A 14014-nucleotide genomic window follows, 5' to 3' on the forward strand; every position below is an offset into this window, starting at 1 on the left:
GGCGTTCTTTGCGTTGGCTCAAGCCCCTTGATCCTGCTCGTCCTGCGCAGGCTCGATGATACTCTGCGCCGACTCGCAATCGCTTTCGATCGGCGTACGCGCTGTCCGTGCGGCTACGCCTTCCGGCATGGCCTCATACGGCTCGGCGTGCACCGCGTCTGCGTGCGCCGACGTCACGATGCGCGGGTAGCGCACCTCGTGAGCCTGCACGCCCAGACGCTCCTGACGCGGCGCGGGCCGGCGCAGGAAGCGCGAGAGTTCGGTCAGCGCGAGTTGATAGACGTCACGCTTGAACTCGATGACCGCTTCGAGCGGCACCCAGTATTCATTCCAGCGCCACGCGTCGAACTCAGGATGCTCCGTTGCCCGCAGGCAGATATCGCAGTCGCGCCCGACCATACGCAGCAGAAACCAGATCTGTTTCTGGCCGCGATAATGGCCGCGCACTTCGCGCTTGATGAACTTGTCCGGCACCTCATAACGCAACCAGTCGCGTGTGCGACCGACGATCTTGACGTGCTCCGGATGCAAACCGGTTTCTTCGTGCAACTCCCGAAACATTGCCTGCATGGGGGTTTCACCATACTTGATGCCCCCTTGCGGAAACTGCCAGGAATGTTCGCGAACCCGCTTGCCCCAAAACACCTCGTTTCGCGCGTTCAAGAGGATGATGCCGACGTTCGGGCGAAACCCCTCACGATCCAGCATACAACCACCTTCGAATCCTTTAAAATTGCTTTGATTATAAACAGATAACGGCCCTCACGCACCCGCCGTCCGTGACCCGCCGTCCGGAAAGTTGAGCGAATGGCCGCGGCCGCGCAAAACGGTCTCGGGGCGCGATCGGTCTGGCATCTGGCCCGCGTCATCGGCGCGGCATGCGGCACGTTGTCATAATGGCGGGTTCGTGAACTCCTCCGTTGGTCACTTCTTCGGGCGGTCTGCACCGGGCCGCCGCTTTTGGATAATTTGAATGAAAGCCTCCCGTTTCTTTATCGGCACCCTGAAGGAAGCGCCCGCTGACGCGGAAATCGTCAGCCACAAGCTGATGGTTCGCGCGGGCATGATCCGTCGCATCGCTGGCGGCATTTACAACTATCTGCCGATCGGTCTGCGTTCGATCCGCAAGGTCGAGCAGATCGTGCGCGAAGAAATGAACCGCGCCGGCGCCATCGAGCTGCTCATGCCGGCCGTGCAGCCGGCCGAGCTGTGGCAGGAGTCGGGTCGCTGGGAACAATACGGGCCGGAACTGCTGCGCTTCAAGGATCGCAAGCAGAGCGACTTCGTGATGGGCCCGACGCACGAAGAGGTCGTCACCGACATCGCGCGCGGCCAGATCAAGAGCTATCGCCAACTGCCGGTGAACTTCTATCAGGTGCAGACGAAGTTCCGCGACGAAATCCGTCCCCGTTTCGGCGTGATGCGCGGGCGCGAATTCATCATGAAGGACGCGTATTCGTTCGATAAGGACGTCGAAGGTCTCAAGCTCTCGTACCAGAAAATGTACGACGCCTACGTGCGCATCTTCACGCGTCTCGGCCTGCAGTTCCGCGCAGTCGCGGCCGACAACGGCTCGATCGGCGGCAGCGGCTCGCACGAATTCCACGTGATCGCGGAAACGGGCGAGGACGACATCGCCTACTGCCCGACCTCGGACTTCGCGGCCAACGTCGAAGCCGCCGAAGCGTTGCCGCTCATCGCGCAGCGCGGCGCCCCCACGCAAGCGCTCACGAAGACGCCCACGCCGGGCGCGGCGAAATGCGAGGCTGTGGCTGAACTTCTCGGCATCCCGCTCGAAAGCACGATCAAGTCGATCATCCTCGCGACGGACAACGAAGGCGCCGAGCCCACGATCTGGCTGCTGATGCTGCGCGGCGACCACGATCTGAACGAGATCAAGGTCGGCAAGCTCGAAGGTCTGAGCGGCTTCCGCTTCGCGACCGAAGCGGAAATCGTCGAGTGGTTCGGCACGCCGCCCGGCTACCTCGGACCGCTGGGCACGGAGAAGCCGGTCAAGGTGATCGCCGATCGCACGGTCGCGAACATGAGCGATTTCGTCGTGGGCACGAACGAAGTCGATTTCCACACCACGGGCGTGAACTGGGGCCGCGATCTGCCGGAGCCGGTCGTTGCCGACATCCGCAACGTGAAGAAGGGCGATCCCTCGCCGGACGGCAAGGGTGTGATCGACATCTGCCGCGGCATCGAAGTGGGCCACGTGTTCCAGCTCGGCACGAAGTACTCGGAAGCGATGAACGCCACGTTCCTCGCCGAGAACGGCAAGCCCGCGCCGATGCAGATGGGCTGCTACGGCATTGGCGTCACGCGTATCCTCGGTGCAGCCATCGAGCAGAACTTCGACGAGAAGGGCATCATCTGGCCTGAGTCGATCGCGCCGTTCCAGGTCGTCGTGTGCCCGATGGGCATGGACCGCAGCGAGCTCGTGCGCGAGCACGCCGAGCGCGTCTACAACGAACTGCTCGAAGCGGGCGTCGACGTGATCCTCGACGACCGCGGCGAGCGTCCGGGCGTGATGTTCGCCGACTGGGAGCTGATCGGCGTGCCGCATCGTCTCGTGATCGGCGAGCGGGGCCTGAAGGACGGCAAGATCGAGTACCAGGGCCGCCGCGATACCGAAGCGACGCTGCTCGCGGCCGATGAGGCCGCGCAGACGGTGGCGCAGAAGATCCGCGCGGCACTCGCGGTTTAACGACGATCCATCCCGGTTAAAGGAGCGCTGCGAGCGTGGAGTACAGTTTTCTGTCCGCTACGGTCCTGCTGCTCCTCATCACCGACCCGCTCGGGAATATTCCGCTCTTCATCAGTTGCCTGCGCGGCGTTGCCAAGCAGCGCCGCGCGGTCGTGATCCTGCGCGAGGTCGCGATTGCGTTCGTGATCCTGCTGATCTTCATGGTCGCCGGCAACAGCTTCCTGCGCATGATGGGGCTCACCGATACCTCGCTGCGCATCGGCGGCGGCATCGTGCTGTTCCTCATCGCGCTGCGGATGATCTTTCCGCATCCGGGCGGCCCGTTCGGTGGCGGCGACAAGGGCGGCGAGCCGCTCATCGTGCCGCTCGCCATTCCTGCGCTGGCCGGGCCTTCGGCGCTTGCCACGGTCATGCTGCTCACCTCTCAGGCGCCGGGCAAACTCTACGAATGGATGACCGCGCTCGTCGTGACGATGGTGATCTGCGCGGTCGTGCTGGTGATGGCGGAGCGCATCCAGCAGTGGCTCGGCGAGCGCGTAGTGACGGCCTTCGAGCGGCTGATGGGCCTCGTGCTCGTGGCGATATCGGTGGAGATGATCCTCGCGGGCATCGCGACCTTCGTGCATCACCTCTGACGCCGCGTGCAGCGCGCGTCGCAGGCAACAAAAAAGCAGCCCGCGGGCTGCTTCTTTCATGGTGGTCAGACAGTCGATGCGCGCTTCACGCGCCTTCGGTCAGCGCACGGATAGTCGGCAGATTGCGCCAGTAACCCTTGGCGTCCATGCCGCAGCCGAACACGTAGCGGTCCGGCACCGAAAAACCGCAGTAGTCGGGATGCAGCGGCTTGGCCTTCGTCAGCGTCTTCTCGCACAGCACGGCCGAAAGGAAACGTTTCGCGCCCATGTCCATGATGCGGTCGCGAATCGCGGCCATGGTCTCGCCTTCGTCGAGGATGTCGTCGAGCACGAGCACCACACGGTCCTTCACCGACTCGCGCGGCGCCACGCGCCACTGCATCTCGGCGCTGCCCTTGATCGCGTTGCGGTAGCGCGTGAGGTGGATGTAGTCGAACTCGAGCGGGAAGTCGAGGTGCGGCAGCAGCATGCCGGTGAACACGGCGGCGCCGCCCATCACCGACAGCACGAGCGGGAAGTCCTCGCTGATTTCGGCGCGGATGGCTTCGGCCATCCGGCCGATCGACGCATTGACGTCGCCCTCCGAAACGATCTCTTCGGAGTGGCGGAAAATGTGCAGGGCTTCTTCGCGATTCATGACTCTGGCGGGAAGGTAGCTGTAGCTATTGAAGTGTGGAAAATAACGGCGGCGCGCGCTACAGCATAAACCCGCGCATTCGGTCCGTCGCGCGCCGCGTCGAATGGGGCCGCCGTGCGCGCGATGTGCGCCGCGCGGCCCGCAAGATCAGCGCATGCCGGGCATCATGCCCTTCATGCCGCGCATCATCTTTTGCAGATTGCCGCCCTTGAGCTTCTTCATCATGGTGCGCATCTGCTCGTACTGGTTGAGCATGCGGTTCACTTCCTGAACCTGCACGCCCGCGCCCGCCGCAATGCGGCGCTTGCGCGTGGCCTTGATGAGCTCGGGCTTGGCGCGTTCGGCGGGCGTCATCGAGTTGATGATGCCTTCCATGCGGCGCATCTGCTTCTCGGCCTGGCCCATGTTGGCGCCCGAGGCGGCCTGCTGGAACTGCGCGGGCAGCTTGTCCATGAGCGACGACAGGCCGCCCATGCTCTTCATCTGCGAGAGCTGCGCGCGGAAGTCGTTGAGGTCGAAGTCGCCGCCTTTCTTGACCTTGTCGGCGAGCTTTTGCGCGGCCTGGACGTCCACGCCGCGCTGCGCTTCCTCGACGAGCGCGAGAATGTCGCCCATGCCGAGAATACGGTTCGCCATGCGGTCCGGGTGGAACACCTCGAGGCCATCGAGCTTTTCCGCGACGCCGACGAACTTGATCGGCTTGCCCGTGATGTGGCGCACGGAGAGCGCCGCGCCGCCGCGCGAGTCGCCGTCGAGCTTGGTGAGCACGACGCCGGTGAGCGGCAGGGCGTCGTTGAACGCCTTCGCGGTGTTGACCGCGTCCTGACCGAGCATGGCGTCGACCACGAACAGTGTTTCGGCGGGCTTGAGCGAGGCGTGCAGCGCGGTGATCTCGTTCATCATCGCCTCGTCGATACCGAGGCGGCCGGCCGTGTCGACGAGCAGCACGTCGTGATAGTGGCGCTTGGCCCAGTCGACCGCGGCGGCGGCGATCTCGACGGGCTTCTGGTCCGGCTGCGAGGGGAAGAAGTCGGCGCCGACCTGTTCCGTCACCGTCTTCAACTGCGCGATAGCGGCAGGGCGGTAGACGTCGCACGAAACGGTGAGGACCTTCTTCTTGTACTTCTCGCGCAGGAGCTTGGCGAGCTTGCCGGTGGTGGTGGTCTTACCGGCGCCCTGCAGACCCGCCATGAGGATGACGGCAGGCGGCGTGACGGCGAGATCGAGTTCGGCGGCACGGCCTTCGTAGTCGCCGCCGATCACGGCGGTCAACTCGCGCTGCACCACGCCGACGAGCGCCTGGCCCGGCGAGAGGCTGGAGATCACTTCTTCGCCGAGCGCCTTCTCCTTCACCTTGGCGATGAATTCGCGCACGACGGGCAGCGCCACGTCCGCTTCGAGCAGGGCGAGACGCACCTCGCGCAGCATTTCCTGCGTATTGGCTTCGGTCAGCCGGGCTTCGCCGCGCAGCGTCTTGACGACGCGCGCCATCCGTTGAGTGAGATTGTCGAGCATGGGGAGGCGGTGAGCAGTGCGGCCCGGCCCGCGCGCGCAAAACGGACTGCGCCGCGTTTCGTCGCCGATTCGTTAGGGGAGCGCGCGGCCAGGGGGCCTATAGTAAACTTCGAACATGGATATTGTACTGTATGCCCTCACCGTGCTCCTGTACGGCGGATTGTGCGCCGCCGACTGGCGCGCGCTGCGCCGCGCGGGCACCGCGCCGCTGCTCGGCAGCGTGCCTCCCGTTCCGGTGACGCTCGGCGCGGGCGGCGACGCCCTGCGCGCGCGGACCTTCGGCCCGCTTTCGCGCGCGCTGCTGTTCGCCGCGCTCGCCGCGCACGGCGTGCTCCTGCACATGACGATCTTCCCCGCCAACGAAATGGTGTTCGGCTTCGCCTTCGCGTTGTCGGCCATGTTCTGGCTCGGCGCGGGCATCTACTGGATCGAGAGCTTTTTCTTTTCGCTCGACGGCCTGCGTCTGTTGCTGCTGCCGTTGGCGGCCGTCGCGTCGATCCTGCCGCTCGTGTTCGGCGGCGTGCGCGTGCTGCCCTACGCGGCCGCGCCGATGTTCAAGCTGCACTTCGTCATCGCGAACATCGCCTACGGGCTCTTTGCGATCGCCGCGCTGCATGCGGTGCTGATGCTCGCCGTCGAGCGCCGGCTGCATGCGCTCAAGGGCGCCGGCTTCCAGCGCAACGCGAGCAATCGCGGCGGCGGCTGGCTCTCGAACTGGATCGAGACGTTGCCGCCGCTCCTCACGATGGAAAAGCTGCTGTTCCGCCTGATCGGCGCGGGCTTCGTGCTGCTCACGGCCACGCTCGTCTCGGGCATCGTGTTCAGCGAGCAGTTGATCGACCGGCCGCTTTCGCTCGATCACAAGACCGTCTTCGCGATTCTTTCGTGGCTGATGTTCGGCGCGCTGCTCACCGCGCGCAAGATTTCCGGCTGGCGCGGCCGCGCTGCGCTGCGATGGGTGATCGCATCGTTCATCGCCTTGCTGCTCGCTTATGTGGGCAGCCGTTTCGTCTTCGAGGTGCTGCTGCACCGCCCTGTGGTTTGAGTCGTGTGAGTCGCGTGTTCCGATGAGACAGATTCTTCTCCTCGTCCTGCTGTTCGTGGTCGGACAGTGGTTCGTCAAGGCGCTGCGCCGTGCGCAGACGCAGACGCGCGCCGGTGCGCAACCGGGACAGGGCGCGCAGCCGGGGCAGAGCGCCGCGCAAAGCGCCACTGGCGGCGCGAGCACGAGCGGCAAGGCTGCGCTGCCCGAGCCGATGGTGCGCTGCGCAGAGTGTGGCGTGCATGCGCCGCGCAGTGAATCGGTGAATGTCGGCGCGCGCTCGTTCTGCAGTTCCGAGCACGCGCGTGCCTGGGACGCGCGCACCACGGCCCAGGATCGCCCCGCACGATGAGCGCTGCTGGATCGCCAGGACTGCCAGGATCGCGCGCGTACGCAGTCGATGCGCAGGGCTGGGTGCCCGGCGCACGCCAACTGCCTTCGCCCAACTTCGAGGCCCGCCCGCCAGGCGCCGTGCCGACGCTCATCGTCGTCCACAACATCAGCCTGCCGCCCAACGTCTTCGGCGGCCCCGAGATCGCCGATCTCTTCCTCAACCGCCTCGACTGCGACGCGCATCCGTACTTCGACGCCAACCTGCGCGGCGTGCGCGTCTCGGCGCACTTCGTCATTCATCGCGATGGCACGCTCGAGCAGTTCGTCTCGTGTGACGAGCGCGCGTGGCACGCGGGCGCGTCGAGCTTCTTCGGGCGCGAGCGCTGTAACGATTTCGCCATCGGCATCGAACTGGAAGGCAGCGACACGACGGCCTTCGAGGCGCCGCAATACGCGACGCTCGCGGCGCTCGTGAAGGCGCTCGTCGCGCACTATCCGATCGAGGCGCTGGCGGGCCATTCGGACATCGCGCCCGGGCGCAAGACCGATCCCGGCCCGCACTTCGACTGGGCGCGCCTCAAACACGATACGCAGCTCGCCAATGCCAGCTTCCCCTATATCCAGGGGCACGGCGCGCAGGACGCGGCGTCGTGACACGTTCGATCGCCTGCTGAACCCTCTCAAACTGCGCAAGAAATAAGCACCGCTCGCGCGCAAACGCAAGGTCTTCGCGCGCGCCTCGCAGACCACTCGAAGGGACATTCGCCGCCAGGCCCCGCGCCGCTTGGCTTGTGGTCTTGTCAAGATAGGACCAGCAAAAAAAGCCATTTGATCGTACTGTTTCTTCCACTATACTTGGTACCCGAAACAAGGCTTCACACCATATGTTGTGTTGTACCGCGGCGCCCCGCTTCACTCGCAAGGCGCCGCGCGCGTTACCGGCATAGAAAAAACAGAAACTTTGTACGGTGCCGCCGGCCGAGAGAACCGGCGCACCGGCTGTAATCGAGAGAGAAGGTACAGCCAATGATCGCGACATCCACGATGAAGACCGAAGCAGTCCGTGATTCATCTGCCTTGTCGCATCCGGCAGCCTCGCCAGGCTGGACTTTTTTCTCTGCCCGATCGAGCGTGCACACGGGGGCACGACGTCGGCGTCCGTCTTAATCCGCGAACTCTCTTCGCACCTTTCCAGGACCCAGGAGCTTTGCACATGCAAACGACCGATAACGTCTCGACCCGGTATGAAGGCGCGCCCGCCGCGCACACGCTGGGTGGCCAACCGCAAGACGGCCAGACGAGCGCGCAGCAGTTCGCCGACCACAAGGTGATTCGCCGCAACGGTAGCGTGGTGTCGTTCGAACCTTCGAAAGTCGCGATCGCGATGACGAAGGCCTTCCTCGCCGTGAACGGCGGCCAGGGCGCGGCGTCTGCGCGCATTCGCGAGCTCGTCGAACAGCTCACGCAGAACGTCGTGCGCGCACTCGTGCGCAGCCGTCCGAACGGCGGCACGTTCCACATCGAAGACATCCAGGATCAGGTCGAACTCGCGCTGATGCGCGGCGGCGAGCACAACGTCGCGCGCGCCTACGTGCTGTATCGCGAGAAGCGCAACCAGGAGCGCGCCAACGCGCCGGAAACGGCAGCGAGCGCAGCGCCCGGCATCAACGTCACGGACAACGGCGTGACGCGCCCGCTCGACATGCAGGCGCTGCGCGCGCTGATCGACTCGTCGTGCGACGGTCTCGGCGACGCGGTCAACGCCGACCCGATCGTCGCGGAGACGGTCAAGAATCTGTACGACGGCGTGCCGATGAGCCAGGTCTACGACTCGGCCATCCTCGCTGCGCGCACGATGATCGAAAAGGACCCGGCGTATAGCCAGGTGACCTCGCGCATCCTGCTGCACACGATCCGTCGCGAAATTCTCGAAGAGGAAGTGACGCAAGCCGAAATGGCCGTGCGTTACGCCGACTACTTCCCGCAGTTCATCAAGCGCGGCGTGGAAGCGGGCCTGCTCGACGACAAGCTCCAGCAGTTCGACCTCAAGCGTCTCGGCAACGCGCTCGACGCGAGCCGCGACCTGCAGTTCGGCTACCTCGGTCTGCAGACGCTGTACGACCGCTACTTCCTGCACGTCGGCGGCACGCGCATCGAAATGCCCCAGGCATTCTTCATGCGCGTCGCGATGGGCCTCTCGCTCAACGAGATCGACCGCGAAGCGCGCGCGATCGAGTTCTACAACGTGCTCTCGTCGTTCGACTTCATGTCGTCCACGCCCACGCTGTTCAACTCGGGCACGCATCGCTCGCAGCTCTCGTCGTGCTACCTCACGACGGTTGCCGACGACCTCGACGGCATCTACGAAGCGCTCAAGGACAACGCGCTGCTCTCGAAGTTTGCCGGCGGTCTGGGCAACGACTGGACGCGCGTGCGTGCGCTCGGCTCGCACATCAAGGGCACCAACGGCAAGTCGCAAGGCGTCGTGCCGTTCCTGAAGGTCGTGAACGACACGGCTGTCGCCGTGAACCAGGGCGGCAAGCGCAAGGGCGCGGTGTGCGCCTACCTGGAATCGTGGCACCTCGACATCGAAGAATTCCTCGAGCTGCGCAAGAACACGGGCGACGACCGCCGCCGCACCCACGACATGAACACGGCGAACTGGATTCCCGACCTGTTCATGAAGCGCGTGATGGAAGGCGGCGACTGGACGCTCTTCTCGCCCTCGACCTGCCCGGATCTGCACGACAAGTTCGGCGCCGAGTTCGAACAGGCTTACACGGCTTACGAAGAAAAGGTCGCGCGCGGCGAGATCAAGCTGTTCAAGAAGCTGCCGGCCGCGCAACTGTGGCGCAAGATGCTCGGCATGCTGTTCGAAACGGGTCACCCGTGGATCACGTTCAAGGATCCGTGCAACATCCGTTCGCCGCAGCAGCACGTGGGCGTCGTCCACTCGTCGAACCTGTGCACGGAAATCACGCTGAACACCAGCGACAGCGAAATCGCCGTGTGTAACCTGGGCTCGGTGAACCTCGTCGCGCACATGGTGGAACAGGCCGACGGCACGTTCGCGCTCGACCACGACAAGCTCAAGCGCACCATCAGCGTGGCGATGCGCATGCTCGATAACGTCATCGACATCAACTACTACGCGGTGTCGAAGGCGCGCAACTCGAACCTGAAGCACCGTCCGGTGGGCATGGGCATCATGGGCTTCCAGGACTGCCTGCACGTTCTGCGCACGCCGTTTGCTTCGCAGGAAGCCGTGGAGTTCGCCGACCGCTCGATGGAAGCCGTCTGCTACTACGCGTACTGGGCGTCGACGGAGCTGGCAGCCGAGCGCGGCCGCTACTCGACCTACCGCGGCTCGCTGTGGGATCGCGGCATCCTCCCGCAGGACACGCTCAAGCTGCTCGCCGAAGCACGCGGCGGCTACGTCGAAGTCGACTCGAGCGAATCGATGGACTGGACGTCGCTGCGCGAGCGCATCGCGACGCACGGCATGCGCAATTCGAACTGCATCGCGATCGCCCCGACCGCGACCATCTCGAACATCATCGGCGTGTCGCCTTGCATCGAGCCGACGTTCCAGAACCTCTATGTGAAGTCGAACCTCTCGGGCGAATTCACGGTGGTGAACGACTACCTGGTGCGCGACCTGAAGGCGCGCGGCCTGTGGGACGAAGTCATGGTCGCCGACCTGAAGTACTTCGACGGCATGCTCTCGCGCATCGACCGCGTGCCGGCCGATCTACGCGCTGTGTATGCAACGGCGTTCGAAGTCGACCCGACGTGGCTCGTCGAAGCCGCATCGCGTCGTCAGAAGTGGATCGATCAGGCGCAGTCGCTGAACATCTTCATGGCGGGCGCATCGGGCAAGAAGCTCGACGAGATCTACAAGCTCGCATGGGTGCGCGGTCTGAAGACCACGTACTACCTGCGCACGATGGGGGCGACGCACGTCGAGAAGTCGACGGTTGCGCACGGCGCGCTCAACGCCGTGCCGACGGGCGGCGAGGGCGGCGGCAATGCAGGCGGCGCGTTCGGCGGTGCAACGGGCGGCGCGTTCGGCGGTGCAACGGGCGGCGCATTCGGCGGTGCAGCAGGGTCGACCACGATGCAGGCCGCACCGCAAGCCGCGGTTGAGGCGGCGCCGGAAGCCGATGGTCCGGTGTGCATGATGCGTCCGGGCGACCCCGGCTTCGAAGAGTGCGAGGCTTGCCAGTAAAGCTGGCTGCGCATGATGCGTGCGGTGCAACGCCGCTCGCATCATGCGAGGACCGCAGCATCAGTAGTAAACAGTAGTCGAAGCAGTCGTAGCGAGATGTAACAACGAACGAGGCGCGCGCAATGCGCGCCGGCTCTCCCGGCAACTCGCACCACGCGCGTTGCGGTACGCGAAAGAGGCAACAGGAAGGAATCCCTGGAGTTTCTCGCAGGGACAAGACTCAAGGCCGCGCGAGCTTCCAGCGCCGCGCGCGGCAGGCAGTGAGCGGCGAGTGAAAACGCGCTCGCAGCGCGAGAGAAAAGCGCGCGGCGAACCCCGTCTTTCACACACGCTCTCGATGTCGCGAAGACCTTCGAAGCACATCGCACATGCGAAGTGAGCACGACGAATCAGTGCTCTCTACACAGTGCTCACGCGATGCAATCGACACGATGCGATAACAAAGTGTTGTATCGAGGTCGCAACGCGAATCGAAAACAGGATTTTTCGTGTGCGAACCCTTTTATCGCTCACGAAAAGATGGTACAAACCGATCTAAATTGATGGTGACATTTATGCTCAACTGGGATGACGAGATCACGGCCGTAACTCCGTCGAGCGGTGCGCAGCAAAACGCAATGCGCAACCCCGCGGGTCAGGCTGTCCAGGCTGCCGAGGTGCAGTTTGGTCTGCGTTCCGCTCCTCAGGCTTCCATGGCGACCAACATCTTCGCCAGCGACTTCGCCGTTGCACCGCCGCCGCAAGCGCCGGTCTCGACCGAAGCGCGCGTGAATGTCGCCGACAAGCGCATCATCAACGGCCAGACCGACGTGAATCAGTTGGTGCCGTTCAAGTACAAGTGGGCTTGGGAAAAATACCTGGCAGGCTGCGCGAACCACTGGATGCCACAGGAAATCAACATGTCCCGCGACATCGCCCTGTGGAAGGACCCGAACGGTCTGACCGAGGACGAGCGCCGCATCGTCAAGCGCAACCTCGGCTTCTTCGTGACCGCCGACTCGCTCGCCGCGAACAACATCGTGCTCGGCACCTACCGGCACATCACGGCGCCCGAATGCCGCCAGTTCCTGCTGCGCCAGGCGTTCGAAGAGGCGATCCACACGCACGCCTACCAGTACATCGTCGAGTCGCTGGGTCTGGACGAGAGCGAGATCTTCAACGCGTACCACGAGGTCAAGTCGATCCGCGACAAGGACGAGTTCCTGATCCCGTTCATCCAGACGCTGACTGATCCGTCGTTCAAGACCGGCACGCTCGAAGCCGATCAGAACCTGCTCAAGTCGCTCATCGTGTTCGCCTGCATCATGGAAGGCCTGTTCTTCTATGTAGGCTTCACGCAAATTCTCGCGCTCGGCCGCCAGAACAAGATGACCGGCGCCGCTGAGCAGTACCAGTACATCCTGCGTGACGAGTCGATGCACTGCAACTTCGGCATCGACCTCATCAACCAGATCAAGCTTGAAAACCCGCACCTGTGGACCCCGGCGTTCCGTGCGGAAATCACCGAACTGTTCAAGCATGCGGTCGACCTCGAGTACCGCTACGCCGAGGACACCATGCCTCGCGGCGTGCTCGGTCTGAACGCATCGATGTTCAAGAGCTATCTGCGCTTCATCTGCAACCGCCGTTGCCAGCAGATCGGTCTCGATCAGCTGTTCCCGAACGAAGAGAATCCGTTCCCGTGGATGAGCGAGATGATCGACTTGAAGAAGGAACGCAACTTCTTCGAGACGCGCGTGATCGAATATCAGACGGGTGGTGCGCTGTCCTGGGAATAACCCGGGCGCACTGCGGTGCAAGTCTTTTGGGGTTGCCGCGAGGCGCCGTGCAGGCGCCTCGACCGGCATGATGATTAGGAGCAGGAACGCCTGATGCAAAGCATGCCCGGAGCCAGGCTGGCTCACCGACGTGACAGGCACTTTGCGAACCCTTCAGAGGGATGGGCAAACTTCCCCCCGGAAAAGCGCGCAGGCTTCGCGTGTCGTGAGGCCGCCGCTTTCAACGAACGTTGCCCGGTGTCGGTAGCCGACGCCGGAATGACTTGGCGCGCTGTGCCTCGTGGCACGGCGCGCCTTACCGCATTCATTAGCGTAAGCGCGCGGGATCAGCGTACGCCGATGAATAGCCCGCTTCGCAGCGTGCGCCGTGAGAAGCGTTCGCGGGAAGCGGGTTTTGACGAAGGGTGTAGTTTGAACTGACTCTCATCTGAACCTGAAGGAGAAAAAAATGGCTACTGCCAAGAAGAAACCGGCGGCTAAGAAGGCCGCAGTGAAGAAGGTTGCAGCGAAGAAGGCAGCTCCGGCGAAGAAGGCCGCAGCGAAGAAGGTCGCGGTCAAGAAGGTCGCAGCCAAGAAAGTCGCCGTGAAGAAGGTTGCTGCGAAGAAGGCAGCACCGGCGAAGAAGGCCGCAGCGAAGAAGGTTGCAGCCAAGAAAGTCGCCGTGAAGAAGGTCGCTGCGAAGAAGGCAGCACCGGCGAAGAAGGCCGCAGCGAAGAAGGTTGCAGCCAAGAAAGTCGCCGTGAAGAAGGTTGCTGCGAAGAAGGCAGCACCGGCGAAGAAGGCCGCCGCCAAGAAGGTCGCTGCGAAGAAGGTTGCAGCCAAGAAGGCGCCTGCGAAGAAGGCTGCTGCCAAGAAGGCTGCGCCTGCGAAGAAGGCTGCCGCCAAGAAGGCTGCCAAGAAGGCGCCTGCGAAGGCCGCTGCCGCACCTGCTGCCCCTGCTGCGCAACCGTCCGCGCCCGCAGCAACGGTCAAGACTGCCCTGAATCCGGCCGCAGCATGGCCGTTCCCGACCGGCAGCCGTCCGTAAGCAGTCCGAGACGAAGCGCGCAGGCTGCATCGTACGCGCGCTTCGTTGGCCGGGCCGGGCGGCATGGCGCGCCAGGCTCGATCCCGATCCCGTCGCTGGGTTGTCCGCG

General features: G+C 64.1%; 11 protein-coding genes and 1 pseudogene. 9 read left to right on the plus strand and 3 right to left on the minus strand.

Features of this window, described 5'->3' with window-relative positions:
• Positions 1-174 precede the first annotated feature (174 nt).
• Positions 175-708 (minus strand): annotated as a pseudogene (locus tag BFD71_RS33395) (RNA pyrophosphohydrolase); the annotation flags it as partial.
• 265 nt (positions 709-973) lie between these two features.
• On the opposite strand from BFD71_RS33395, the gene BFD71_RS33400 reads away from it, so the two are divergent.
• Positions 974-2710 (plus strand): proline--tRNA ligase, encoded by a 1737-nt coding sequence (locus BFD71_RS33400; RefSeq protein ID WP_069268508.1) that lies wholly within the window; start codon positions 974-976, stop codon positions 2708-2710.
• A gap of 35 nt (positions 2711-2745) precedes the next feature.
• Positions 2746-3345 (plus strand): MarC family protein, encoded by a 600-nt coding sequence (locus BFD71_RS33405; protein WP_069268509.1) that lies wholly within the window; start codon positions 2746-2748, stop codon positions 3343-3345.
• Between the two features lie 85 nt (positions 3346-3430).
• Here BFD71_RS33405 and BFD71_RS33410 read toward each other — a convergent pair whose 3' ends face one another.
• Together BFD71_RS33410 and ffh are read right to left on the minus strand one after the other, a co-directional pair.
• Entirely contained in the window at positions 3431-3982 is a 552-nt protein-coding gene (locus BFD71_RS33410; protein WP_028207817.1) for a hypoxanthine-guanine phosphoribosyltransferase, read from the minus strand.
• A 147-nt stretch (positions 3983-4129) separates the two neighbouring features.
• On the minus strand, positions 4130-5497 hold the full coding sequence (ffh, locus tag BFD71_RS33415; protein ID WP_069268510.1) for a signal recognition particle protein: 1368 nt from the start codon (positions 5495-5497) through the stop codon (positions 4130-4132).
• 115 nt (positions 5498-5612) lie between these two features.
• On the opposite strand from ffh, the gene BFD71_RS33420 reads away from it, so the two are divergent.
• The 7 genes from BFD71_RS33420 to BFD71_RS33445 all read left to right on the plus strand — a co-directional run bounded on the left by BFD71_RS33420 (position 5613) and on the right by BFD71_RS33445 (position 13905).
• On the plus strand, positions 5613-6542 hold the full coding sequence (locus BFD71_RS33420; protein WP_069268511.1) for a cytochrome C assembly family protein: 930 nt from the start codon (positions 5613-5615) through the stop codon (positions 6540-6542).
• A 22-nt stretch (positions 6543-6564) separates the two neighbouring features.
• Positions 6565-6891 carry a PP0621 family protein gene (locus tag BFD71_RS33425; RefSeq protein ID WP_069268512.1) on the plus strand — a complete coding sequence of 109 codons (327 nt, stop codon included), beginning with the start codon at positions 6565-6567 and terminating at the stop codon, positions 6889-6891.
• The gene (gene ampD / locus BFD71_RS33430) at positions 6888-7526 is read left to right on the plus strand and encodes a 1,6-anhydro-N-acetylmuramyl-L-alanine amidase AmpD (protein WP_069268513.1); all 639 of its coding nucleotides are present in this window, start codon (positions 6888-6890) and stop codon (positions 7524-7526) included. Before BFD71_RS33425 ends, ampD begins: the two co-directional genes overlap by 4 nt.
• Positions 7527-8085: 559 nt before the next feature.
• Complete coding sequence (locus tag BFD71_RS33435; protein WP_069268514.1) at positions 8086-11100, plus strand: ribonucleoside-diphosphate reductase subunit alpha; 3015 nt, start codon at positions 8086-8088, stop codon at positions 11098-11100.
• 554 nt (positions 11101-11654) lie between these two features.
• Positions 11655-12878, plus strand: coding sequence for a ribonucleotide-diphosphate reductase subunit beta (locus BFD71_RS33440; protein WP_069268532.1), 1224 nt, complete (start codon positions 11655-11657; stop codon positions 12876-12878).
• A gap of 93 nt (positions 12879-12971) precedes the next feature.
• The gene (locus BFD71_RS42415) at positions 12972-13298 is read left to right on the plus strand and encodes a hypothetical protein (RefSeq protein WP_083245612.1); all 327 of its coding nucleotides are present in this window, start codon (positions 12972-12974) and stop codon (positions 13296-13298) included.
• Positions 13299-13326: 28 nt separating this feature from the next.
• A complete protein-coding gene (locus BFD71_RS33445) occupies positions 13327-13905 on the plus strand; it encodes a histone H1-like DNA-binding protein (RefSeq protein ID WP_069268515.1) in 579 nt (192 codons plus the stop codon).
• Positions 13906-14014: the final 109 nt, after the last annotated feature.

Origin of the sequence: Paraburkholderia nodosa (genome assembly GCF_001718195.1) — a bacterium.
Taxonomy (GTDB): Bacteria; Pseudomonadota; Gammaproteobacteria; order Burkholderiales; family Burkholderiaceae; genus Paraburkholderia; species Paraburkholderia nodosa_A.